Source organism: Amycolatopsis saalfeldensis (assembly GCF_900110575.1).
GTDB classification, from domain to species: Bacteria; Actinomycetota; Actinomycetes; order Mycobacteriales; family Pseudonocardiaceae; genus Amycolatopsis; species Amycolatopsis saalfeldensis.
Genome location: NZ_FOEF01000009.1, coordinates 240,234 through 261,989, shown reverse-complemented (window position 1 = coordinate 261,989; position 21,756 = coordinate 240,234). Strand labels below are relative to the sequence as shown.

Here is a 21,756-nt window from a genome sequence, read left to right as displayed (position 1 = left end):
CCCGGCTCCGTGGTGGTGGTCCGTCCCCGCCGCCGGCCGGCTCCGCCCGCGCGCAAAACCCGTGAACATGTCCCACCAACATCGGAGTTGACGTAGCCATGCCATGTTCATCCCCTCGTGTGAAGCCCAAGGCGGCCATGGTGATCGCGGCTTCTCTCGTCGCGGCGCTCGGCCTCAGCGGCTGCGCCAGCCAGCAGCAGGCCGCCAGCACCGGGACCACCGGTGGCGGCACCAGCCTCGACCCGAAGCTGGTGGCCGCCGCGCAGGCCGAGGCCAAGAAGCTGATGGGCAACCAGAAACTGTCCGGCTCGCTCTCGGTCATGGGCGACAACAGCGGCTCGGAAGCCGCGCTGCTGCAGGCGTTCTACAAGCCCTTCACCGACGCCACCGGCGTCCAGGTCAACTTCACCGGCTCGGGCGACAACCTCAACGTCGTGCAGTCCCGGGTCGCCGCGAACAACCCGCCGGACCTGGTCACCACCGCGCCCGGCGTGATGCAGCAGTACTCCGCGACCCACAAGCTGCTCGACCTCTCCAGCTTCATGGGCGAGGAGCTGGCGAACAACTTCACCCCGTCGGTCAACCAGACCGCCTCCATCGGCACCAGCATCTACGGCGTCTACCAGGGCTTCAACAACATGGAGCTGTGGTACGACCCGCAGACCTACAGCGGGCCCAAGGCCGGCTCCAGCTGGCAGGACGTGCAGAACTGGACCGAGCAGCAGGGCAAGCAGGGCAAAACCGCCTGGTGCAACGCCCAGGGTGGCGGCACCTCCAACGGGTACCCGGGAGAGCTGTTCATCGAGGCGCTGTTCGCCAAGAAGTACGGCCCCGATCTGACCGAGCAGTGGGGCGCGGGCAAGCTGCCCTGGACCTCACCGCAGGTCAAGGACGCCTTCCAGATGTTCGGCGCCATCGCGGCCCACGACTCCTACGTCAACGGCGGTGTGCAGGGCTCGCTTTCGCAGAACACCGGCACCGGATCCAACGGGCTGGTGGCGGAGCCGCCGACCTGCCAGGCGGTGATCTGGGGCAGCTGGACCGGCGGACTGATCACCGGATCCGCCCCCGGCGTGCAGCCGGGGAAGAACCTGGCCTCCATGCAGATCCCGGCGTCCAACCCGCAGTACGCCAATAGCGAGACCTATTCCGCCGAGGTCACCTACGCGTTCAAGGACTCGCCCGAGACCAGGGTTTTCCTGCAGTACCTGGCTTCCGATCAGGCCCAGGCGCTGCTGGCCTCGGCGAATCACTGGCCGGTGGCGAACAAGAACGTGCCCGCCTCGATCTACTCCGACCCGACGCTGCAGAACATCGCCAAGACCTACTTCGCGCCCGGTGTCCGGCTCGCCCCGGGACCTGCCCTGCTGGCCAAGACCGCGGTGGTCACCGGGGCGGCCAAGGGTGTGGTGTCCTATTTGGAGAATCCCGCCGGCCTGGATTCGGTGCTGCAGAACATCCAGAACCTGCAGAACGGACAGTAGGAAGCCGATGAGCACGAGACAGCAGCGACTCCGGAAGACACCCGGAGGTGCGCGATGAATGCCCTGATGACAAGTGTCCCCGCGTTGATCGTGATCGGGGCGGTGGCGATCCCGGTGGTCGTCTACCTGTTCCTGGGCGTGGGCGACAGAATGCTGCGGCTGCTGGGCGGCAAGTCCGCCCGGCTGGCCCGGCCGTGGTTCTGGCTGCTGGTGCCGCTGGCGGTCGTGGGAATCATCCTGGTCTACCCGATGATCGAGACGATCGTGTCGGCCTTCCGCAACGCCCAGGGCGACGCCTGGCTCGGGCTGGGCAACTTCGCCTGGGCCTTCGGCGGGCAGATGCGGGGGGTACTGGGCAACAACCTGCTCTGGCTGATCGTGTTCCCGCTCGGCACCGTGCTGCTGGCGCTGATCGTGGCCGTGCTTTTCGACCGGGTCCGCTACGAACGGTTCGCCATGACGCTGGTGGTGCTGCCGACGGCCATCTCGTTCGCCGCGGGCTCGATCATCTGGCGCCAGATCTACGAGTACCAGCCCGCCGGCCGGGACCAGACGGGCCTGCTGAACGCGTTGTGGACGCTGATCCCGGGCACCAAGCCGCTGGCCTGGTTGCAGACCGGTGCGGTGAACAACTACTGCCTGATCTTCGTCGGGGTGTGGTCCAGCCTCGGGGTCGCGGCACTGATCCTGTCCGCGGCGGTCAAATCGGTGCCGGGCGAACTGGTCGAAGCGGCGCGCCTGGACGGGGCAGGTGAATGGCGGATCTTCTTCTCCATCACCCTGCCCCACATCACCGGGGCGGTGCTGGTCGTGATCACCACCGAACTGATCTTCGCGCTGAAGATCTTCGACATCGTCTACGTGATGACCAACGGGAACTTCAACACCAACACCGTGGCCAACCAGATGTACTTCGAGCTGTTCTCCAGCCAGGACCTCGGCCGGGCCAGCGCGATCGCGGTGGTGCTGCTGGTCGTGGCCATCCCGATCATGGTCATCAACATCCGCCAGTTCCGTGCGGAAAGGAGCCGGTGACATGGCCGCCACGCTCACCTCGCGCACATCCGCCCCGCCGGCCCGGCTCCCGGTCACGCGGCCGGCCGCGGGCAAAGCCCGGCGACGCTGGGTCCGGCTGATCGTGCACGTCATCGTCGTGGCGTTCATGGTCGTGTGGTTCACCCCGGTGCTGGGGCTGTTCGTGGGCTCGCTCCGCACACAGAACGACATCGCGGCGTCGGGCTGGTGGCACGCCCTGGTCGCGCCGTTGTTCACCGGCTACAACTACCAGCAGGCCCTGCAGGTGATCGGCCTCGGGCAGAGCCTGGGCACCTCGCTGGCCATCGCCGTGCCCACGACCGTGCTGACCACGCTCATCTCGGCCATCGGCGCGTTCGCGCTGACCCGGATGCGCTTCGCCGGCCGGAGCATCCTGTCCCTGGCCCTGGTCGCGTTGATGGTCACCCCGCCCCAGGTGACGCTGGTGCCGCTGCTGAAGTTCTTCAACGTCACCAAGCTCTACGGCACCGTCCCGGCGATGTGGTTGTACATGGTCGGGTTCACCGTGCCGTTCGGGGTGTTCCTGGTGCGCGGGTTCGTCGCGTCGATCCCGGAGGAGCTGTTCGAGTCCGCGCGCATCGACGGCGCCTCGGATCTGCGCATCTTCGCCTCGCTGGTGCTGCCGCTGTCGGCCCCGGTGCTGGCCTCACTGGCCATCATGCAGTTCCTGTGGGCGTGGAACGACCTGCTGACCCCGCTGATCTTCCTCGGCGGCACCTCGGTGCCGCAGCCCCTGACGGTGAACGTGGCCGGCCTGGTCACCGCGACCGGCCAGGGCGAGGCGCAGCTGATGTCGGCGACAGTGATCTCCATCCTGATCCCGCTGATCGTGGTGATCAGCCTCCAGCGCTACTTCGTCCGCGGAGTGCTCGGAGGTGCGGTCAAGGGCTGACCTGCCGCCGCCGAAGAGGGCGTCCAGTCCCGTGTGGGCTGGACGCCCTCTTCGTGTTCGACCGGCAGCGGACGAACGGCCTGCCGGGAGGATGGCCGGCAGGCCGTTCGCGGTGAAGGGGGAGCTTCAGCCAGCCAGTACGCCGGAGTCGGCGGCAGAGGCCGCGTCCAGCCGGCTGGCGATGTCGCGCGCACCGATGACCGACAGGGCCACGCTGGTCAGCGTCGGGTTGCACGCGGTCTCAGTGGGAATCACGCCGTTGCCCGCCACATAAAGGTTTTCGGTGCCCCAGACCCGGCAGGACGGATCGCACACGCTGGTGCCGTCGTCGGCCGCGCCCATTCGCACGGTGCCCTGGTAATGCAAGGAGCTGCCGGAGGGAAGGATCCACGGGATCTCGCCGTCCACCGGCTTGCCCAGCACGTTGCTCAGCCGCAGCGCCGCGCTTTTGCCCTCTTCCAGAGTGCGGAGGTCCCGCTCGCTGAGCGTGTGGTGGATGCGCATGGCCGGCAGGCCCAGCCAGTCCACTTCGGACTCACTGAACTCCAGCCGGTTCTCGAACCGCAGCTCCTGGGCGGCGAAGAAGTGCACCGAGATCAGCGGCTTCCGCTCGGCGCGGTCGGCGGCCGAACGCGGCACGGTGTCCGGATCGATCTGCGCCAGCATGCCGTGGAACGGGAATCGCTCCGCCTCGTAGGGAATCCACGTGACGCCGCTGGCGGCGACCGCGACAGCCCGGGAGTCGGACATCGCGGTGGAGTTGCCGACCTCGTGGTCGTGCCCGGAGTCCGCGCCGAGGCCGTCGACCTCGGCCATGATGGAGACCTGCGGGTGCTCGTTGAGGTAATGGCCGAGCGCCGCGGGACGCACACCGGAGGCGAACAGCAGCTGCGGGGTGCGCAGGGAATCACCCGCGACCACGACGTACTCGGCCCGCACCGCGTACTCGCGCCGAGCGACGCGGTCCCGCAGCCGCACGCCGGTCACCTTGCCGTCCTGCAGCAGCACTTGCTCGCACAGGGTGTCCGGGCGCAGTTCGAAGTCCTCGTCGGCGCCGGTGAGCAGGTCGTCGAAGATCAGGTTGGGGCCGGTGCGGTGCACCCCGTGCGGGGTCAGGGTGACGGCCATCGGCATCGGCTGCACTTCGCGCCCGGGCGCCCGGCCGGCGTCCAGCTCCTCGCCCAGCACGTGCTCGACGTGCTCGGCGAACTTCGAGCCGAGGAACTGCGTCGCCGAGACCCGCAGCAGCCCTTCGGCTATCGCATAGGCGTCTTCGAGGGCCTCGTCGTCGATCACGCGAATCCGCTCGGCCTCGCTCGGGCGGGGGCAGGCACCGAACCAGTGCGAGCCCATCCCGCCGACGTTGCTCGACTCCTGCGCGGCCGGGAAGCCGTCGCCGTCGATGTCCCCGGAGCCGACCGGGAACAGGCCGGGCCGGGTGACCAGTGCCTCGCTGCGCTGGGCGGCGTCGGCGTTGTGCGCGGTACCGGAGGTGGCGGGCAGGTCGTAGGCGTACTGGTTCGGCCCCTGGCAGGAGATCTGCGCGCGCTCGCGCTCGTCGTCGTCGATGATGTTGGCCATGTGCAGGCCAGGGATCTCGGTCACGACCGGGCCGGCCTCCACCACCAGCACGCGCGTGCACGGCCGGGTTTCGGTGAGCACCCGGGCGTAGGCCGCGCCGTTCGGGCCGCTCCCGACGATGACGACGTCGACGTCTTCGCTGAAGTCCGGCGATAGGGGATCTGGCACTGTGCTGCTCCTCGTCGATGCTTGATAACTCTTCGCGGACGGCTCCAGTGTGCCCGATCAACTGTTTACATCCAAGTACTGTTGCTGTACGTTCACATTTGCCGGGTCGTTGCGGCTTTGGCTTGACGTAACGCAAAAAGGGGTTGACGACGATGAGGTTCGGCGCATCTGTCTGGCCGTGGCGCTGGGACGCCCCGTATGACACCGGCATCACGCGCATCGCGGACGCCGGGTTCCGGGCGACCGAGCTGATCGCGTGGAACCGGACCGTGCTGGACGAGTACTACACGCCCGCAACCATCGCCTCGCTGCGCAAGCTGCTGGCCGGCCGCGACATGGTGCTGTCCCAGTTCATCGTGGACAACCGGGGCATGGCCAGCGCGGATCCGGCGGTGCGCGGACCCGCGGTGGACATGTTCAAGAAAGGCGTCGAGGTCGCGGCAGAACTCGGCGCGGGCATCATCAACACGGTCACCCACCTGCCGTTCGAGATCCAGTTCCCGTTCATCACCGACCGGCCGCACATGCAGACCTTCTCCCAGCCGGTGCCCTCGGACCTGGACTGGAAGCGCAACTACGAGGAATACGTGCAGACGCTGATCGAGTGCTGCGAGCACGCTGGGGCGGCCGGGCTCAAATACAGCCTGGAGCCGCACCCGTTCCGCTACGGCGCGAACATCGAAGGCCTGCTGCGCCTGATCGAGGCTGTGGACTCCCCCGTGCTGGGCGTGAACCTCGACCCCAGCCACCTGTTCCCCGTGGGCGACCTGCCACACATCGCCGTCTACCGGCTGGCCCCGCACGTCCTGCACTGCCACTTCTCCGACAACGACGGGGAGACGAACGTCCACTGGCGTCCGGGAATGGGCAAAATCAACTGGGCACACCTGATGCAGGCATTGAAGGACACCGGGTTCGACGGCGTGATCTCACTGGAGTTCGAGGACGTGCCGGGGGTTTCGCGCGGCGTGGAAGACGTCCCCGGGGTGTACAAGGGCAATGCCGACGCGACCGACGAGTTCGTCGGCGAGTACGAGACGGCGCTGGCGTTCCTGACCGGTCTGGCCGAGAAGGTCGGGCTGAAGGTCGAATGACGGCGCCAGGGATGCGTCAAAAGTTTGCATGTGATAACTTTTAGGTTGTCGCAGGCGCTGCGGTACTGCACAGAGCGGGGAACATCATGGTGGATGCGCAGGAGATCGGCGCCAAAGTGGTGCGCGGTCCTTACCAGAACGGGATCCGCCGGCGCCGGGAGATCATCGAATCCGCCTCCCGGGTGTTCGCCTCCTACGGGTTCGTCAGCGGTTCGCTGCGCCAGATCGCCGAGGAGGTCGGGGTCACCCCGGCCGCCCTGACCCGGCACTTCGGCAGCAAGGAAGGCCTGCTGTCGGCCGTACTGGAGAACTGGGACGCCGACGCCGAGGCGCGCAACCCGCCGGACGTTCACGGCCTGGACTACTTCGTGCGGTTGCGCGATGCCGTGCTGTACAACCAGGCGCATCGCGGGCTGATCGAGCTGTTCCTCACCCTCTCGGCCGAGTCCACGCACCCCGAGCACCCGGCCCGGCAGTTCGTGCGCAACCGCTACGACCGGGTCGTCTCGACGGGGGTCCAGCACCTGCGGGAGGCCCGGGACGCGGGCGATGCGGTGTGGCTGGCCGACGAGCTCATCGAGGCCGAGGTCCGTTCGCTCTTCGCGATGATGGACGGCGTCCAGTTGCAGTGGCTGATCGATCCGGGTCTCGATCTGGTCGGGGTGTTCAGCCGGGCGCTGGGGCAGTACCTGCACCGGTGGACCGGCCGGGCGGATCTGGTGCCCGGGCAGGACGGGCAGGACTGAGCCTGGTGACCGACGTCGTGCTGGCGCTGGACATCAGCTCCAGCGGTGTCCGCGCCCGTGCTCACGACCGGGATCTGCGCGTCGTGGCCGAGCGGGCCCTCGACCTGGACACCCGGGTCGCCGCGGACGGCACCTCCGGTCACGACCTGGACGAGGTGCTGACCGCGGTGCGGGCGGTGCTCCGTCCGTTGGCCGCCGATCCCCGGCTGCGGCCGGTGGCGCTGGCCGCCTCCGGCACCGCCAGCAGCCTGGTGGCGATGGAGCCCGGGGAGCAGGCGCGTTCGGAGGTGCTGCTGTGGTCGGACACGCGAGCTGCCGGGCACTATCCCGAGCTGGCCGAGGCGCTGGCCGAGGCCTATCCCCGGACGCTGTGTCCGCCGGATGTCAGTTACTGGCCGGCGAAACTGCGCTACCTGGCCGAGCGCGGCCTGCGCGCCGACGGGCGGCTGGCCGGCATCAAGGACGTGGTGTTCGCCTGGTTGACCGGTGCGCTGTGGACCGATCCGATGACCGCGGCGTCCTCCGGAGTGTTCGACAGCGCGGCCTGGCGATGGGACACCGCCCTGCTAAGCCGACTCGGCGTGCCCAGTGCGCGGCTGCCCGAAGTGCGCGGCGCGACCGATTCGGCTCCACTGCGGGCCGGGGTCGCGGCCGAACTCGGCCTGCCCGCAGGGCTGCCGGTCGCCGCCGGCGGGATGGACGGGCCGCTGAGCCAGCTCGGTGCCGCCGGTACGCGGGAGCAAGTGGCCTCGTGCACGGTCGGCACCAGCGTTGCGGTGCGCGCCGCTTCCGGCACGCGCGTGGGCGACCCGCGGCAGCGCACCTGGTGCTACCCGGTCACCGAGCGGCTGTGGGTCACCGGCGGCGCGGGCAGCAACGGCGGCAACCTGCTGACCTGGCTTCGTGATCGGGTCGGTATGGGCGGCAGCATCCCAGAACTGGCCGATGCCGCCTTCGGCGTGCCCGCCGATCCGGAACTGCTGTTCGTGCCCTACCTCAACGGTGAGCGGGCGCCGTGGTGGCGTTCCGAACTGCGCGCGGCCTTCCTCGGCCTCGCCGCTCACCACGGTTCGGCCGACCTGGCGCGGGCCGTGCTCGACGGCCTGGCCGCGGCCGTGCAGGATCTGGCCGCCGCCGTGCAGTCGGTGGCCGGCCGGCCCGGACAGGTGGTGTTCACCGGCGGATTCCTGCAGGACAAGCGGTGGGTCCAGCTGATGACCGACGCGCTGGGCCTGCCTGCCGCCGCGCCGGACCCGGATTGCGCGACCTCCGTCGGGGTGGCGATGCTGGGCTGGGCCGTGGCCGAGCAAGCCGGTCTCGACGAGGTGTTCACCCCGGCGCTGCGCCCCGTCGCCGAACCGGACCCGGCCGAGCACCGGCGTCTGCGGACGGTGTCCGGGCGGATCGCGGAATGCCGCCGCCTGCTCTGGCCCTGAACCCCGGCCCGCACGTCCGCCGAGCCCAGTGACCCGCGGTGTCCCGGAAGCAAGCGGAGCGCACCGGCCGGGTGGACCGGAATCGCCTGTGGCGCCGGGGATCCGACGGATTCCCGGCGCTGCGGCGATGGGGTCCGGATCAGCCCGGCCACCGCCAGGCCCGGGCGATCTCGCGGCGGAACTCCGCCCATACGGCGGCGGGGTCCGCGGCGTCGGCGACCGCCCCGCCCACGATCAAGGTGCCGAATCCGGCAGTCAGGGCCGGGCCCGCCTCCGCCGGCGCGAGTTTGCCGGCCACCGCCAGCGAGGCGAAGCCGGGCACGTGGTCGTTGACCGGTTGGATCAGCTGCGTGAACCCGGGTGAGCCGACCTTCGGGCGGTGCACGCACAGTTCCACCGGCACGCCGCTTTCCTTTGCCGCGGCGAGGAATCCGGCCAGCGCGGGCAGGTCGAGGGACGGGCCGATGGTATCTAGCACGACCGAGGCCGTGCCGCCGTCGCGGTCGGCCGCGGCGCGCAGCACCCCGCGCCAGGTGACATCGTCGATCGCGGTGGCGACCACGGTGAGCACGTCGGCCCCGGCGGCCACCGCACTGCGCGCGATCTTCTCGCCGGCGTCGCAGATCTTCACATCCGCCACCACCGTGGCCGATCCCCCGGCCAGCGCGCGGACGCGGGCCACCATGCCCAGTCCTGCGGCCAGCACCAGCGGAGTACCGACCTCCACCCTTCGCAAGGTCGGGGCGAGCAGCTCCACCAGGCGTTCGGCCGGCGCCGGATCGGTGTGATCGAGGGCCAGCTGCAGGTGTGTTTCCGGGGCCGCGGACATGGCCGATCCTCCAGGGATTGACGTCTTCACGAAATGTAAACCATGTGCTACGTTTCAACTGTAGTCAAGTGTTCACTATTGGGCCAGTGGCCACCGCCCGGTGGAACGAGGAGGTACGTGGCGTGCGATTCGGAGCATCGATCTGGCCGTGGAAGTGGGATGAGCCCTACGACTCGGCCATCCGCCGCATCGGGCGCGCGGGGTTCCGCGCCACCGAGCTGATCGCCTGGGACGAGGTCAGCTTCACCGAGTACTACACCGACCGGACCGTGCGCGAGCTGCGGCAGGTCCTCGACGACGAGGGCATGGTGCTGTCCCAGTTCGTCGTGAAGACGCCCGAGCTGGCCAGCCCGGACGCGGACCGGCGGCAGGCCGCGACCGACCTGTTCAAGCGCGGCGTCGAGAAGACGGTCGCGCTGGGTTCGCCGATCATCAACACCGTCGTGCACTACCCGTTCGCCCTGGAGCACCCGGCGTTGATGGATCGCCCGCACATGCAGACCTTCTCCCGCGCCGTACCGTCCGATTTGGACTGGAAGCGCAACTGGGCAGACTACGTAGCAGCGCTGCGCACCTGCGCGCAAGCAGCTGAGGACGGCGGGATCAAGTACAGCCTCGAACCGCACCCGTTCCGCTACGGCGCCAACACCGAAGGCCTGCTACGCCTCATCGAGGCCGTCGACTCCCCCGCACTCGGCATCAACCTCGACCCCAGCCACCTCTTCCCCGTCGGCGACCTGCCCCACATCGCGGTATACCGCCTGGCCCCGCACGTCCTGCACTGCCACTTCTCCGACAACGACGGCGAAACCAACGTCCACTGGCGACCAGGCATGGGCAAGATCAACTGGACCCACCTGCTGCAAGCACTGAAGGACACCGGTTTCGACGGCGTGGTCTCGTTGGAGTTCGAGGACATCCCCGGCGTTTCCCGGGGCACCCGCGACGATCACGGCGCCTACCACGGCAACGTGGAAGCCACCCCCGGGTTCGAGGACGAGTACCGGATCGCACTGGCCCACCTGACCGAGGCCGCCCGCGAAGTCGGCCTCACCGTCGAATGACCGTCGCACAGCACAGCACGTACAGGAGAAGGAGCGCATGAGCGCAGCACGCTCGCTGATCATCGGGACCTACACCGAGAAACTGCCGCACGTGGACGGGCACGCGACCGGGATCCTCGGCGCGTCCTGCGACGCCGAGGGGCTCACCGGCGTCACGGTGACCGCCGAGGTGCGCAACCCGTCGTGGGTGACCACCACGGCCGACGGCCGCTTCCTCTATGCGGTGGTGGAAACCGTCGAGTTCGAGGACCGGCCCGGCGGCGGTGTGGCCGCCTACGCCCGGGACCCGGAAACCGGGGCGCTCACCGCGCTCAATACAGCCTCCTCACGCGGGGTGGAGCCCGCGCACCTGGACCTGGACCCGGCCGAGCGGTTCGTCCTCGTGGCCAACTACCGCACGGGCTCGATCTCGGTGTTCCGCCGGGAACCCGGCGGACAGCTGGGCGATCTGGTCGAGCACGTGCAGCACGAGGGCTCCAGCGTGCACCCGGTCCGCCAGACCGGCCCGCACGCACACCAGATCCTGTTCGACCCGGTCACCGGTGAGCTGCTGGTCCCCGACCTCGGCCTGGACGCAGTGCTGGTCTACCGGCTGGGCGAGGACGGCCACCTGACCGAGCGCCCGGAGGCCCGCATCGCCTGCGCCCCCGGCGCCGGGCCCCGGCACCTGGCCTTCCACCCTGACGGCGAGCACCTGTTCCTGCTCAACGAGCTGGACAGCACGCTGGCCGTGCTGCGCCGCAACGGCGACCGCTTCACCCAGGTCCAGCTCGTCTCCACGCTCCCCGACGACTTCGCCGGGCACAACCAGACCAGCGCCATCCGGGTGTCGGCATCCGGCCGCTCGGTGCTGGTGTCCAACCGGGGCCACGACAGCATCGCCGTGTTCGCCTTCGACGGCTCGACGGTGCAGCTGAAGACCACCGAGCCCACTCGCGGCCGGGAGCCGCGCGACTTCGTGCTGACGCCCGACGGCACTCAGCTGCTGGTGGGCAACCAGGACAGCGACACCGTGCAGCTGTTCGCCTTCGACGAGGCGGAACCCCGTCTCGCGCTGGTGTCCGGCACTGCGGTCCCCACTCCGGTCTGCCTGCGGTTCGCCGGCTGACTACGGGATTCGAGAACTGTGAAAAGGAACGTGATCCGGTGACCGAGACCAGCGCCGCGCCGCCGAAGACCATGCGTGCCAGCGTCCTGACCGGCGCCGGGTCCGTCATGCTCGAGCAGCGGCCGGTCCCGGCAGTGGCTGCCGACGAGGTGCTGATCAAGGTATCCGCGGTCGGCGTGTGCGGTTCGGACGTGCACTACTACCGCGAAGGCCGGATCGGCGATTTCGTGGTGGATTCCCCGCTGGTGCTCGGGCACGAAGCGGCAGGCACGATCGTCGCGGCCGGCGCCGGGGTCGACCCGGCGCGGATCGGCCGGCGGGTGGCGATCGAGCCGCAGCGGCCTTGCCGGGTGTGCGCCCAGTGCAAGGCCGGCCGCTACAACCTGTGCCCGGACATGCAGTTCTATGCCACCCCGCCGATCGACGGCGCGTTCTGCGAATACGTCACCATTCAGGCCGATTTCGCCCACGCAGTGCCGGATTCGGTGTCCGACGAGGCAGCGGCACTGTTCGAGCCGTTGTCGGTGGGCATCTGGGCCTGCCGCAAAGCGAAGCTGACGGCGGGCTCCCGGGTGCTGATCGCCGGAGCCGGGCCGATCGGGGTGATCACCGCGCAAACCGCGCGGGCGTTCGGGGCGACCGAGGTGATCGTGTCCGACCCGGTGCCCGAGCGGCGCGACTTCGTGTCGCGCTTCGGCGCGACCCAGGTCGTCGACCCGCGCACCGAGGACGTCACCAGCCTGGCGGTGGACGCGTTCATCGACGCCTCCGGAGCCACCCCCGCATTGGTCAGCGGGATCAGGGCGGTGCGCGGTGCGGGCACGGTGGTACTGGTCGGCATGGGTGCCGACGAGATCGCGCTGCCCATCCCGGTCATCCAGAACCGGGAGCTGGTGATCACCGGGGTGTTCCGCTACACCGGAACCTGGCCCACGGCCGCCGGGCTGGTCGAATCCGGGCAGGTCCGCCTGGACGAGCTGGTGACCGCCCGCTACGGCCTGGCCGCCGTGGGAGCCGCTCTCCGCGCCGACGAGCAGCCGGACAGCCTCAAAACGATCGTCCTCCCGGCCGAGTGATCCCGCTCCGGCTCTGCTGGACGAACTGTTGAGCCACCGGCCGGCCCGGTTGGCGCAGCGCGATCGAAACCACGCGCTTGGGCGCGGCCTTTGCGGCGCCACGGGGCCGGACTGCACGACTCGACTGCCGGCGGCGGAGGTAGTCGCCGCGGAATCCCGCCTAGGAGCCAGGATCGGCGGGCCGGCGGCCGTCGTCTTCGACACCGCTCGCAGGTGCGGCGGTCAAGGCCTGGTCGGTGAAACCGGTGGCGAGCACCCGTAGCGCGGCATCGAGGTAGAGCGTGAGGTCCGCGTCCGCGCGGGCTGCCCAGCGGTCGTAGCCCGCGCGGCAAGCGGCCAGAACCGCCTGGCCCACGACCAAGGGGTACAGCGTGTTAGCGGGGTGGCCGGTGCGGTGGGCGACGTAGGCGCTGATGGCCCGCTCCCAGGCGTCGTAGTGGATCGCCGCGCTCGCGGCCAGTTCGGGAACGGAGTTGAGCAGGTGCATCCGCGTCCGGAGTTCGGGGACGTCCTGGGCGCGGTAGTGGTTGGCGGCCAGGACTGCGCTTCGGATGGCGTCCATGATGCCGAGTTCGTCGGAGATCTCGGCGAGCAGTGTGCGGATCGTTTCGACTTCAGCGTCGAATTCGTTCCACAACACGTCGGATTTCGCGTCGTAGTAACGGAAAAACGTCCGTCGGCTAACGCCGGCTAACGCCGCGATCTCATCTACAGTCGTCTGGTGGAAGCCCTGCTCGGCGAACAGTCGCAGCGCGATGACCTCCAGCTTGCGGGCGCTGGTACCGGGCGGGCGGCCGCGGCGTGCACTGGGCGTGCCGGCGGGGGCGTGTTCGGTCATCCAGACGCCGTTCCTTCGGGAGGGGCTTGTTTCTGACACTGCGTGACATTACTCTGCTGGATATTCGTCACAGAGTGCCGAAAAGCCTACGTGTCACGGGAGTCACGATGACCGAGAAGACCGCAGAGTCGATGAGCAACATTTCCGCTGGTGAGGAGCCTGTTGTCGCCGAAGAACTGCTCGTCGAGGAGGTTTCGATCGACGGGATGTGCGGTGTCTACTGAGGTCGCGGCCGCAGCGTTCGAGCTGGACGGCGCCTGGCAGCTGGACCACCGGGTGTCGATCCGGCCGGAGCGGTTCGGCGCGCTCCTCTACCACTTCGGGTCGCGGCGGCTTTCGTTCCTGAAGAGCCCGGTGCTGCTGGCCGTCGTGCGGTTGCTGGCCGACCTGCCGAGTGCGCGGGAAGCCTGTTCCGCGGCCGGGGTCACCGCCGCCGAACTACCCCGCTATCGCGAAGCACTGGCCGCGCTGGCCACGTCGCGGATGATCGAGCCGAGGAGCGTGTGATGTCGCTTGTGGACGAATTCCAGTACGGGCTCGACGCGCCGATCTGCTTGACCTGGGAACTGACCTACGCCTGCAATCTGTCCTGCGTGCACTGCCTTTCCTCGTCCGGGCGGCGGGATCCGCGTGAGCTGAGCACGGCGGAGTGCAAGGCGCTGATCGACGAATTCGAGCGGATGCAGGTGTTCTACGTGAACATCGGCGGTGGAGAGCCCACGGTGCGGCCGGATTTCTGGGAGCTGGTCGACTACGCGACCGCGCACCACGTGGGGGTCAAGTTCTCCACCAACGGCGTCAAGATCACCCCCGGCGTGGCGAAGCGACTGGCGGCGAGTGACTACGTCGACGTCCAGATCTCCCTCGACGGCGCCACCGCCGAGGTCAACGACCGCGTGCGCGGGCCCGGCTCGTACGCCACGGCGATCCGCGCGATGCAGCACCTGGCGGACGCCGGCTTCGGGAACTTCAAGATTTCCGTCGTGATCACCCGGGAGAACGCCGGTCAGCTCGACGAGTTCAAAGCGATCGCCGACCGCTACGGCGCTCAGCTGCGGATCACCCGGCTGCGCCCGTCCGGCCGCGGCGCCGACGTCTGGGACGAGTTGCACCCTACCGCGGCGCAGCAGCGGGAGCTGTATGACTGGCTGGTCGCGCGTGGCGAGAACGTTCTCACCGGTGACTCGTTCTTCCACCTCGCCGGCTACGGCGACGGTGGGCTGCCGGGGCTGAACCTGTGTGGCGCCGGGCGGGTCGTGTGCCTGGTCGACCCAGTCGGTGACGTTTACGCGTGCCCGTTCGCCATCCACGACACCTTCCTCGCCGGCAATGTCCGCGGCGGTGGTGGCTTCGCCCACGTGTGGCGGGAATCGGAGTTGTTCACCGAGCTGCGGAGCCCGCAGTCCGGTGGCGCCTGCACGTCGTGTTCGGCCTTCGACGCCTGCCGCGGCGGCTGCATGGCCGCGAAGTTCTTCACCGGCCTGCCCCTTGACGGACCGGACCCGGAATGCGTCCGCGGCGAAGGTGAGCGCGCCCTCGCGGGTGTCGCCGCCGGCAGCGTCCCAAAGCCGTCGCTGGACCACTCTCACCGCCGCCGCCCCGTGCCGGTCACCATCGGGATGCGCCGCCCACCGGAACGTGCCTGCGACGAAAACCCGCTCGCCGGTTTCACTCCATCGGGCCGCTGAGGTGCGGCTCGCCGATCTGTCTTCGCCGGACGTCGCGGAACGAGCGGCGGCCGGGGCGATCCTCGCCGTCCCGATCGGCTCGACGGAGCAGCACGGCGCTCACCTGCCGCTGACGACGGACACCGACATCGCTCAGGCCCTGTGCGACCGGCTTGCCGCCGAGCGGCCCGACGTCCTCGTGGCGCCGACGGTGGCATACGGCTCCAGCGGTGAGCACGCCGGGTTCGCCGGGACCCTCTCGATCGGACAGGAGGCGACCGAATTGGTCCTGGTGGAGCTGGGTCGCTCGGCCGTGGAGACGTTCGCACGTCTGCTGTTCGTCTCCACGCACGGCGGCAATGCGGGACCTGTGGCGCGGGCGGTGGCAAGGCTGCGCGCGGAGTCGCGGGACGTCCAGGTGTTCCAGCCGCGGTGGGACGGTGACCCACACGCCGGAGCACCGGAAACCGGGCTGCAGCTCGCCTTGCGGCCGGAGGTGGTCCGGATGGACCGGGCGGTGCCGGGTGACCGGCGCCCGCTCGGCGAGCTACTGCCCGTGATGATCGAGGGCGGGGTTCGCGCGGTGACCGGGACCGGGGTGCTCGGCGACCCGACCGCCGCCACGGTAGCGGAGGGGCGGGCGTTGCTGGACAAGCTGACCGCGCAACTGGTGTCTCAAGTAGACGGTTGGAGAACACGATGACCACGCGAACAGCCCTTGTCACGGGTGCGTCCCGCGGGATCGGTGCCGCGACGGTCGTGCTTCTGGCGAAGCAGGGCTACTCGGTGCTCGCCGTCGACGTCGCGGCCGACGACCCCGCGCTCCCGTACCCGATGGGCAGCGGAGCCGAGCTGTCCGCTGTCGTCGAGCAGGCAGGGGAGCACGTCGAGGCCTTCATCGCCGACGTTCGGGATCCGGCCGCGATCGCCGCCGCGGTCGCCGAAGCCGAACGCCGATGGGGCGGGCTCGACGTCGCCGTCGCGGCCGCAGGTGTCATCGCCGGCGGTGTCCCGCTGTGGGAGGTTCCGCCGGAGCAGGAGCAAGCTGTGCTGGAGATCAATCTGAACGGCGTCGTGAACCTGGCCCGCGCGGCGGTTCCCGCATTGCTGCGGCGGCCGGAGCCCCGGTCCGGGCGGTTCCTCGCGGTCGCTTCGGCCGCCGCCACCCGCGGTCTGCCGATGCTCGCCGCCTACTGCGCCGCGAAAGCGGGCGTCGCCGGGCTGATCCGCGCACTCGGAGCGGAGCTGGGGCGGACCGGTGTGACCGCGAACGCCGTCAGCCCCGGCTCGACCGACACCCCGATCCTGGCGGAGAGCGCCCGGCTCTACGACTTGCCCGGGGCGGAGTCCTTCGCTGCCCAGCAGCCGCTCGGCCGGTTGCTCGACGCCGGTGAAGTCGCCGCAGCGCTGGCGTTCCTGGCCGGGCCGGACAGCGGCGCCATGACCGGTGCGGTGGTGCCGGTGGACGGAGGGCTGGCGCTGTGACGCCTTTGCCGTGTGGATTCCGGGTCGAGCTCGATCAGGACACCCGTCGCCTGACCGACGATCTCCTGTTCGGCGGCTCCCCGGCGCGGGTGCTGCGGCTGACCGCCGCCGGGCAGGCCGCGTGGCGGGAACTCGCCGACGGACCGATCACCTCGGCCGCCGGAGGAGCACTCGCCCGGCGGCTCACCGACGCAGGACTCGCCCACCCGGTGCCGCCCGAGCCGTCGGCGCTCCCGAGGCTGACGGTCGTGGTCCCCGTCCGCGACCGCGCGCAGCTGCTCGGCCGGTGCCTGGCCGGACTCGACGGGCGGCACCCGGTGCTCGTCGTCGACGACGGGTCCCTCGATCCCGCGGCCATCGCCGCCGCAGCCGCGTCGTACGGCGCGAAACTCGTCCGTCGTGACGTCAACGGCGGCCCCGGCGTCGCACGGAACACCGCCCTGGAACACGTTTCGACCGAGCTGGTGGCCTTTGTGGATAGTGACTGCGTGCCAGGCCCCGGCTGGGCCGATCAGCTCGCCGCGCACTTCGCGGACCCGCTGCTCGCCGCGATCGCCCCGCGGGTGCCGGCCCTGGCGCCGGACACGGCGGCCGGGCGGTACACCCGTGTGGCCGGCAGCCTCGACCTCGGCGACCGCCCGGCGCGGGTCGCGCCCGGGACCCGGATGCCGTATGTACCGACCGCCGCGCTGGTGGCCCGCCGGTCGGCGCTGGCACACGTCGCCGTGGACGGCGACGTGTTCGACCCGCGGCTGCGGGTGGGCGAGGACGTCGACCTCGTCTGGCGGCTGGACGGTGCCGGCTTCCGGGTCCGCTACGCCCCCGACGTCCGCGTCGAGCACCACGAACCGGTTACCTGGTCCGGACTTCTCCGGCGCCGGGCCCGGTACGGCACGTCCGCGGCCCCGCTCGCGAAACGGCACCCTGGCAAGGTGGCGCCGCTCGCGCTGCACCCATGGCCGACGCTCACCGTTGCCGCGCTGCTGACCCGTCACCCGCTCATCGCCGCGCTGGCGTTCGGCGGGTCGGTGGGCAGCATGGCCCGCACCCTGCGGGCGCAAGACATCCCGACGGCCGGCGTCGTGCGCGCGATGGCCACCGCCGTCCACCAGACTTGGCTCGGCTGCGGTCGTTACGGCACGCAGTTCGCCGTGCCGCTGCTCGCGGCCCTCATGGCCCCGCGCGGGTGGGGGCGCCGCGCCGCAGTGGCGTCATTGCTGCTCGGCCCACCGTTGACCGCCTGGGCGAAGAACAGGCCGCGGCTCGACCCTTTCCGCTACACCGCCGCCGCGATCGCCGACGACGTCGCCTACGGAGCCGGTGTCTGGGCCGGCTGCCTCACCCATCGCACGACCATGCCGGTCCGCCCGGCCCTCGTCCGGCGCCCCCTGCGCTTCGATCCGAAGGGAAAATGATGAGCACCACCTGGTTCGAGTCCGTCATCGAGGCGCAGCGGCGGGCCAAGAAGAGGCTGCCCGGCTCCGTGTACTCGGCCCTGATCGCCGGTTCGGAGAAGGGCCTCACCCTGGCCGACAACCTCAGCGCCTTCGAGGAACTGCGGTTCGCCCCGCGCACCGCCGGGCACGCGCCCGAACGTCAGCTGGGCACCACCGTGCTCGGCCGTGACGTCGCGCTGCCCGTGCTGATCTCCCCGACCGGAGTGCAGGCGGTGCACCCTGACGGCGAGGTCGCCGTGGCGAGGGCGGCTGCCGCACGTGGGACGTCGATGGGCCTGAGCTCGTTCGGCAGCAAGCCGATCGAAGAGGTCGTCGCCGCGAACCCGAACACGTACTTCCAGATCTACTGGACCGGAACCCGCGACGACATCAGGCGCCGCCTCGACCGAGCTCGTGCAGCCGGGGCGGTCGGGATCATCCTCACCCTCGACTGGTCGTTCTCCCACAGCCGCGACTGGGGCAGCCCGCGCATCCCGGAAAAGCTCACGGTCAAGGAGATGCTGCGCTTCTCGCCCGAAGCGCTGACCCACCCACGCTGGCTGCTCGACTACGCCCGCACCCGCCGTCTGCCGGACCTGAGTGTGCCGAACATGGCCGAGCCGGGCACGCCGATCCCCACGTTCTTCGGCGCGTACGGCCAGTGGATGCAGACGCCGCCGCCGGCCTGGGACGACGTGCGCTGGCTGCGCGCGCAGTGGGACGGGCCATTCCTGCTCAAGGGCATCATCCGCGTGGACGAGGCCCGCCGCGCCGTGGACGCCGGAGTCAGCGCCATCTCGGTCTCCAACCACGGCGGCAACAACCTCGACGGCACCCCCGCCACCATCCGCGCGCTGCCCTCGATCGCCGACGCCGTCGGCGACCAGGTGGAAGTGCTGCTGGACGGCGGCATTCGCCGCGGCAGCGACGTCGTGAAGGCTCTCGCGCTCGGCGCCCGCGCCGTGCTCATCGGCCGGGCCTACCTCTGGGGGCTGGCCGCCAACGGCCAAGCGGGCGTGGAGAACGTCCTCGACGTCCTGCGCAACGGCATCGACTCGACCCTGCTCGCCCTCGGCCGCCGCAGCGTGCAGGATCTCAGCCGTGACGACGTGATCGTGCCCGCTGGATTCACGGCGGAGCTCGGGCGCGTTCAGGGTCAAGAGGCTGATGGGCTTACGCCTCAGCACTGATCAGGACTGATCAGGAGCAGCTCCGCTCGACGATGAGCGCGAGGCGCGGTAACAGCGGCACCCGCCAAACGGGCGACATCGCGCTCGAGAACCTACGAAGCGCCATCGGCGCCAACACAAACATGGAGCAGCAGCCGGCCGACCTGCTGACTGACCCGTGGCAACACCGGTCGCCACTGAACTGGACGAAAGCCGGCGGGTGGCTGAGGTTTGCCACGAAAACCGGTTCGTCATCGTTCATCGCCCACGTTCTGCGAATGGCCCTGTGATCGGCGGGACCGCGCGAGACCTCCGTGGCCACGCCGACTGCGCTGCCCCGCGGCAGGTCGGCACCCGGCGCGAATGTGTTCAGGCGGGCATGAACCGGTGGAACCACTCGACGACGCGGGCCGGCGAGTCCGTCAAAGCCGGCTGGGCGCGCACGCCGTGTCCCTCCGGCGGGTAGATCACCAGCTCCGACACCGCGCTGTGCGACCTCAGTGCGCGATGGAACTCCTCGGCCTGTTCCGGGCGACCCGGCTCGCGTGCAGGACCGGGCTTCGCCGGCACAGGGACCTGCCGGGCGGCTCCGGGTCGGCGCCTGCTCGGCCTGGTTCCACAGCGAACAAGCCCGGGGCGCGCCCTGCGCTGCCGCTTGGGCGGCGAGCCGCTCGTAATCGGGATTGACGATCCCGGCGAAGTTCTGCCCGTTCGGCGGCTGCGGTCCGGACACGAACGGCACTGCCTGGGTGGGCAGGCCGAAACCGAAGCCGGCCCCGTAGGCGTCTCAGTTCCCGGTCTGGAACCTCGACACGGTGAGCCCGTTGGCGTCGTCACCGGTGGTCGTGGTCTGGACGCCGATCGCTTAGCGCAGATCGATCTTCAGCGGCTTCCCGGCCTTGCTGCGGTTGCCGTCCGGTCCCTTGGCCCAGCCGGCCTGGTCGAAGACGGCGGCGGCCTGCGCCGGGTCATGCGACGGGAGAAGGCGTCGCCGTCCTCGATCCACCCGGGCCGCACCGCTGCACGCAGGACCAGCCGCGGCCGGTGGTGTGGCAGCAACCGCTCAGCACGCTCGTGGACAACGGAGGGAAGAGGGTCCACGGACATTGGCGTCCTTCCGTCGGGCAGTCATGTACTGCCGGACGAACTCTGAGGACAAATGCCGTCGCGACCGGCCAAGACACCGCGCGCCTCGGGGCGCACTCAGCCGCTAGGCCATCGTCGAAGCCGCCGCCCAGCTGATCGACAGCGTGGGGCTGGCCGCCCTCACCACCCGCCGCCTCGCCGACGAGCTGGGTGTGCCGCCGATGTCGCTCTACACCCATTTCCGCGACAAGGAAGCCATCTTGGCCGCGGTGGCGGAGAACCTGCTGTCCCGGTTCGAATGGCCGGAACCGGAACTCGACGACGTCGAGTGGCTGCGGCCGGCGATGCGGGCCTACTTCCGCCTGCTGACCGATTCCCCGGGCGCTGCTGCAGATGCACGCGATCGCCGATCACGCCAGCAGAACCGAGGCGCAGCTGTCCGAGCAGGTCTACACCGCCCCGTGAACCCGGAGTTGGACCACCGGCGAGCCGCCGCACTGGGAGGAGGTCCGGCAACGGCTGGCCGGCCTGCCCCCCGAGAGTTACCCGACCATGCGCGGATTCACCGGCGGCTTCCCGGTGTTCACCCAGGCCGACACCTTCGAATTCGGGCTCGACCTGATCCTCAGGTTGCGCGCCGCACCGGTCCGGGCACGCACCCTGCAGAGGGAGCGCAAGGCGGCAAACGACAAGGCCCACCGGCAAGCCATCGAGGCCGACGCGCCGCACCCGGCCTGCACTCTTCATGGGCGCTGTCGCTTCCGCCACCGGTGAACTCTCCGGAATACGCCGACCTGGACGCCACCGCCCTCGGAGTCGCGACCTTCCTGCCGGCCTCTGCGTCCACGTTCGCGAGACTGAGCCCCCGCCGGCTGAGCAAGCGCTTAGAATGGCCGCGACGGTGGATCAGGAAGGATCGCGGGATGACGATGTCGCTCTCGGCCGAGTTGTGGCCCGACGTGCAGCCCGAGACCGCGCGGCGGCTGATGCTGGCCGGGGTGGAGTCCTTCGCGCGGCGGGGGTACCACGCCACCACCACTCGCGACATCGCGGGCGCCGCCGGGATGAGCCCGGCGGCGTTGTACGTGCACTTCCCGTCGAAGGCGGCGCTGCTGTTCGCCATCAGCCGCAGTGGTCACGAGCAGACGCTGGCGCTGGTGCGGAACGCGGTGGCGAAGGTCCAGGACCCGGTGGAGTGCATCCGCCTGCTGGTGGCGGACTTCGTGGCCTGGCACGCGCGGCGGCACACCATCGCGCGGGTGGTGCAGTACGAGCTGAACGCCTTGCCGGAGCAGGAACTCGAGGTCGTCACCGAGCTGCGGCGCGAGATCGAGCGCCTCGTCCGCGAAGTGATCACCGAGGGCTCGGCCGGCGGCGCCTTCACCGTCGCCGACCCGCGCACCGCGGCCCGCGCCGTGCTGTCGCTGGGGGTCGACGTGGCCCGCTGGTACAGCGAGCGCAGCCGCCAGACCCCGGAGGCGCTGGGCAAGGAGTACAGCGAACTCGTGCTGCGCATGCTGGGCGCCCGCGCCGCCTGAGCG

At 70.1% G+C, this 21,756-nt stretch carries 23 protein-coding genes and 1 pseudogene; 20 read left to right on the top strand and 4 right to left on the bottom strand.

Features of this window, described 5'->3' with window-relative positions; genetic code table 11:
- The first annotated feature begins 140 nt into the window (after positions 1 to 140).
- From BMY97_RS22100 to BMY97_RS22090, 3 genes are all read left to right on the top strand, one after another.
- A complete protein-coding gene (locus tag BMY97_RS22100) occupies positions 141 to 1,484 on the top strand; it encodes an ABC transporter substrate-binding protein (protein WP_218156829.1) in 1,344 nt (447 codons plus the stop codon).
- A 66-nt stretch (positions 1,485 to 1,550) separates the two neighbouring features.
- On the top strand, positions 1,551 to 2,519 hold the full coding sequence (locus tag BMY97_RS22095; protein WP_218156828.1) for a carbohydrate ABC transporter permease: 969 nt from the start codon (positions 1,551 to 1,553) through the stop codon (positions 2,517 to 2,519).
- A gap of 1 nt (position 2,520) precedes the next feature.
- On the top strand, positions 2,521 to 3,432 hold the full coding sequence (locus BMY97_RS22090) for a carbohydrate ABC transporter permease (protein WP_091619033.1): 912 nt from the start codon (positions 2,521 to 2,523) through the stop codon (positions 3,430 to 3,432).
- A gap of 126 nt (positions 3,433 to 3,558) precedes the next feature.
- Here the strand turns inward: BMY97_RS22090 and BMY97_RS22085 are convergent, their stop codons facing one another.
- Positions 3,559 to 5,181, bottom strand: coding sequence for a GMC oxidoreductase (locus BMY97_RS22085; protein ID WP_091619031.1), 1,623 nt, complete (start codon positions 5,179 to 5,181; stop codon positions 3,559 to 3,561).
- A 152-nt stretch (positions 5,182 to 5,333) separates the two neighbouring features.
- Here BMY97_RS22085 and BMY97_RS22080 point away from each other — a divergent pair, with 152 nt between their 5' ends.
- From BMY97_RS22080 to BMY97_RS22070, 3 genes are all read left to right on the top strand, one after another.
- The gene (locus BMY97_RS22080) at positions 5,334 to 6,275 is read left to right on the top strand and encodes a sugar phosphate isomerase/epimerase family protein (protein ID WP_091619029.1); all 942 of its coding nucleotides are present in this window, start codon (positions 5,334 to 5,336) and stop codon (positions 6,273 to 6,275) included.
- An 86-nt stretch (positions 6,276 to 6,361) separates the two neighbouring features.
- Positions 6,362 to 7,021: a TetR/AcrR family transcriptional regulator gene (locus tag BMY97_RS22075; RefSeq protein WP_091619027.1), complete on the top strand. Its 660-nt coding sequence runs from the start codon at positions 6,362 to 6,364 to the stop codon at positions 7,019 to 7,021.
- A gap of 5 nt (positions 7,022 to 7,026) precedes the next feature.
- The gene (locus BMY97_RS22070) at positions 7,027 to 8,457 is read left to right on the top strand and encodes a gluconokinase (protein ID WP_143086251.1); all 1,431 of its coding nucleotides are present in this window, start codon (positions 7,027 to 7,029) and stop codon (positions 8,455 to 8,457) included.
- 139 nt (positions 8,458 to 8,596) lie between these two features.
- On the opposite strand, the gene BMY97_RS22065 is transcribed toward BMY97_RS22070, so the two are convergent.
- Positions 8,597 to 9,286 carry an orotidine 5'-phosphate decarboxylase / HUMPS family protein gene (locus BMY97_RS22065; protein WP_091619023.1) on the bottom strand — a complete coding sequence of 230 codons (690 nt, stop codon included), beginning with the start codon at positions 9,284 to 9,286 and terminating at the stop codon, positions 8,597 to 8,599.
- Positions 9,287 to 9,408: 122 nt separating this feature from the next.
- Between BMY97_RS22065 and BMY97_RS22060 the strand changes: the two genes are divergently transcribed.
- From BMY97_RS22060 to BMY97_RS22050, 3 genes are read left to right on the top strand one after another with little or no spacing between them, the layout of a single operon-like run.
- The gene (locus BMY97_RS22060) at positions 9,409 to 10,350 is read left to right on the top strand and encodes a sugar phosphate isomerase/epimerase family protein (RefSeq protein ID WP_177231481.1); all 942 of its coding nucleotides are present in this window, start codon (positions 9,409 to 9,411) and stop codon (positions 10,348 to 10,350) included.
- Between the two features lie 37 nt (positions 10,351 to 10,387).
- On the top strand, positions 10,388 to 11,458 hold the full coding sequence (locus BMY97_RS22055; RefSeq protein ID WP_091619019.1) for a lactonase family protein: 1,071 nt from the start codon (positions 10,388 to 10,390) through the stop codon (positions 11,456 to 11,458).
- Positions 11,459 to 11,496: 38 nt separating this feature from the next.
- Positions 11,497 to 12,534 (top strand): NAD(P)-dependent alcohol dehydrogenase, encoded by a 1,038-nt coding sequence (locus BMY97_RS22050; RefSeq protein WP_245787430.1) that lies wholly within the window; start codon positions 11,497 to 11,499, stop codon positions 12,532 to 12,534.
- A gap of 160 nt (positions 12,535 to 12,694) precedes the next feature.
- Here the strand turns inward: BMY97_RS22050 and mftR are convergent, their stop codons facing one another.
- A complete protein-coding gene (gene mftR / locus BMY97_RS22045) occupies positions 12,695 to 13,372 on the bottom strand; it encodes a mycofactocin system transcriptional regulator (protein WP_091619017.1) in 678 nt (225 codons plus the stop codon).
- Between the two features lie 131 nt (positions 13,373 to 13,503).
- On the opposite strand from mftR, the gene mftA reads away from it, so the two are divergent.
- The 8 genes from mftA to BMY97_RS22005 are packed head-to-tail and all read left to right on the top strand — an operon-like array spanning position 13,504 to position 19,419.
- The gene (gene mftA / locus BMY97_RS22040) at positions 13,504 to 13,596 is read left to right on the top strand and encodes a mycofactocin precursor MftA (protein ID WP_425425311.1); all 93 of its coding nucleotides are present in this window, start codon (positions 13,504 to 13,506) and stop codon (positions 13,594 to 13,596) included.
- Entirely contained in the window at positions 13,586 to 13,879 is a 294-nt protein-coding gene (mftB, locus tag BMY97_RS22035; protein WP_091619013.1) for a mycofactocin biosynthesis chaperone MftB, read from the top strand. The genes mftA and mftB overlap by 11 nt, the downstream gene beginning before the upstream one ends.
- A complete protein-coding gene (mftC, locus tag BMY97_RS22030; RefSeq protein ID WP_091619011.1) occupies positions 13,879 to 15,060 on the top strand; it encodes a mycofactocin radical SAM maturase in 1,182 nt (393 codons plus the stop codon). The genes mftB and mftC overlap by 1 nt, the downstream gene beginning before the upstream one ends.
- Before the next feature lies 1 nt (position 15,061).
- Positions 15,062 to 15,742, top strand: coding sequence for a mycofactocin biosynthesis peptidyl-dipeptidase MftE (gene mftE / locus BMY97_RS22025; RefSeq protein WP_091619009.1), 681 nt, complete (start codon positions 15,062 to 15,064; stop codon positions 15,740 to 15,742).
- Complete coding sequence (locus BMY97_RS22020) at positions 15,739 to 16,524, top strand: mycofactocin-coupled SDR family oxidoreductase (RefSeq protein ID WP_091619007.1); 786 nt, start codon at positions 15,739 to 15,741, stop codon at positions 16,522 to 16,524. The genes mftE and BMY97_RS22020 overlap by 4 nt, the downstream gene beginning before the upstream one ends.
- On the top strand, positions 16,521 to 17,939 hold the full coding sequence (gene mftF, locus BMY97_RS22015; protein ID WP_091619005.1) for a mycofactocin biosynthesis glycosyltransferase MftF: 1,419 nt from the start codon (positions 16,521 to 16,523) through the stop codon (positions 17,937 to 17,939). The genes BMY97_RS22020 and mftF overlap by 4 nt, the downstream gene beginning before the upstream one ends.
- Complete coding sequence (mftD, locus tag BMY97_RS22010; RefSeq protein ID WP_091619003.1) at positions 17,939 to 19,150, top strand: pre-mycofactocin synthase MftD; 1,212 nt, start codon at positions 17,939 to 17,941, stop codon at positions 19,148 to 19,150. The genes mftF and mftD overlap by 1 nt, the downstream gene beginning before the upstream one ends.
- A gap of 32 nt (positions 19,151 to 19,182) precedes the next feature.
- Complete coding sequence (locus BMY97_RS22005; protein ID WP_091619001.1) at positions 19,183 to 19,419, top strand: hypothetical protein; 237 nt, start codon at positions 19,183 to 19,185, stop codon at positions 19,417 to 19,419.
- A gap of 575 nt (positions 19,420 to 19,994) precedes the next feature.
- On the opposite strand, the gene BMY97_RS47140 is transcribed toward BMY97_RS22005, so the two are convergent.
- Complete coding sequence (locus tag BMY97_RS47140; RefSeq protein WP_177231480.1) at positions 19,995 to 20,135, bottom strand: hypothetical protein; 141 nt, start codon at positions 20,133 to 20,135, stop codon at positions 19,995 to 19,997.
- A gap of 211 nt (positions 20,136 to 20,346) precedes the next feature.
- Here BMY97_RS47140 and BMY97_RS49595 point away from each other — a divergent pair.
- The 3 genes and pseudogenes from BMY97_RS49595 to BMY97_RS48495 form a co-directional block, all read left to right on the top strand.
- A pseudogene (locus BMY97_RS49595) lies at positions 20,347 to 20,475 on the top strand (helix-turn-helix domain-containing protein); the annotation flags it as partial.
- A 292-nt stretch (positions 20,476 to 20,767) separates the two neighbouring features.
- A complete protein-coding gene (locus tag BMY97_RS48500; protein WP_143086249.1) occupies positions 20,768 to 20,989 on the top strand; it encodes a hypothetical protein in 222 nt (73 codons plus the stop codon).
- A 149-nt stretch (positions 20,990 to 21,138) separates the two neighbouring features.
- Positions 21,139 to 21,753 (top strand): TetR/AcrR family transcriptional regulator, encoded by a 615-nt coding sequence (locus BMY97_RS48495; protein WP_143086248.1) that lies wholly within the window; start codon positions 21,139 to 21,141, stop codon positions 21,751 to 21,753.
- Positions 21,754 to 21,756 lie beyond the last annotated feature (3 nt).

What these genes read in the sequence shown, in the direction of transcription:
- BMY97_RS22090 (WP_091619033.1), top strand. Translation starts at nt 2,521, where the DNA reads ATGGCCGCCACGCTCACCTCGCGCACATCCGCCCCGCCGGCCCGGCTC.
- BMY97_RS22020 (WP_091619007.1), top strand. Translation starts at nt 15,739, where the DNA reads ATGACCACGCGAACAGCCCTTGTCACGGGTGCGTCCCGCGGGATCGGT.
- mftR (WP_091619017.1), bottom strand. Translation starts at nt 13,372, where the DNA reads ATGACCGAACACGCCCCCGCCGGCACGCCCAGTGCACGCCGCGGCCGC.
- mftA (WP_425425311.1), top strand. Translation starts at nt 13,504, where the DNA reads ATGAGCAACATTTCCGCTGGTGAGGAGCCTGTTGTCGCCGAAGAACTG.
- BMY97_RS48500 (WP_143086249.1), top strand. Translation starts at nt 20,768, where the DNA reads ATGCGCGGATTCACCGGCGGCTTCCCGGTGTTCACCCAGGCCGACACC.
- mftD (WP_091619003.1), top strand. Translation starts at nt 17,939, where the DNA reads ATGAGCACCACCTGGTTCGAGTCCGTCATCGAGGCGCAGCGGCGGGCC.
- BMY97_RS48495 (WP_143086248.1), top strand. Translation starts at nt 21,139, where the DNA reads ATGACGATGTCGCTCTCGGCCGAGTTGTGGCCCGACGTGCAGCCCGAG.
- BMY97_RS22095 (WP_218156828.1), top strand. Translation starts at nt 1,551, where the DNA reads ATGACAAGTGTCCCCGCGTTGATCGTGATCGGGGCGGTGGCGATCCCG.
- BMY97_RS22080 (WP_091619029.1), top strand. Translation starts at nt 5,334, where the DNA reads ATGAGGTTCGGCGCATCTGTCTGGCCGTGGCGCTGGGACGCCCCGTAT.
- BMY97_RS22005 (WP_091619001.1), top strand. Translation starts at nt 19,183, where the DNA reads ATGAGCGCGAGGCGCGGTAACAGCGGCACCCGCCAAACGGGCGACATC.
- mftC (WP_091619011.1), top strand. Translation starts at nt 13,879, where the DNA reads ATGTCGCTTGTGGACGAATTCCAGTACGGGCTCGACGCGCCGATCTGC.
- BMY97_RS22075 (WP_091619027.1), top strand. Translation starts at nt 6,362, where the DNA reads ATGGTGGATGCGCAGGAGATCGGCGCCAAAGTGGTGCGCGGTCCTTAC.
- BMY97_RS22055 (WP_091619019.1), top strand. Translation starts at nt 10,388, where the DNA reads ATGAGCGCAGCACGCTCGCTGATCATCGGGACCTACACCGAGAAACTG.
- BMY97_RS22065 (WP_091619023.1), bottom strand. Translation starts at nt 9,286, where the DNA reads ATGTCCGCGGCCCCGGAAACACACCTGCAGCTGGCCCTCGATCACACC.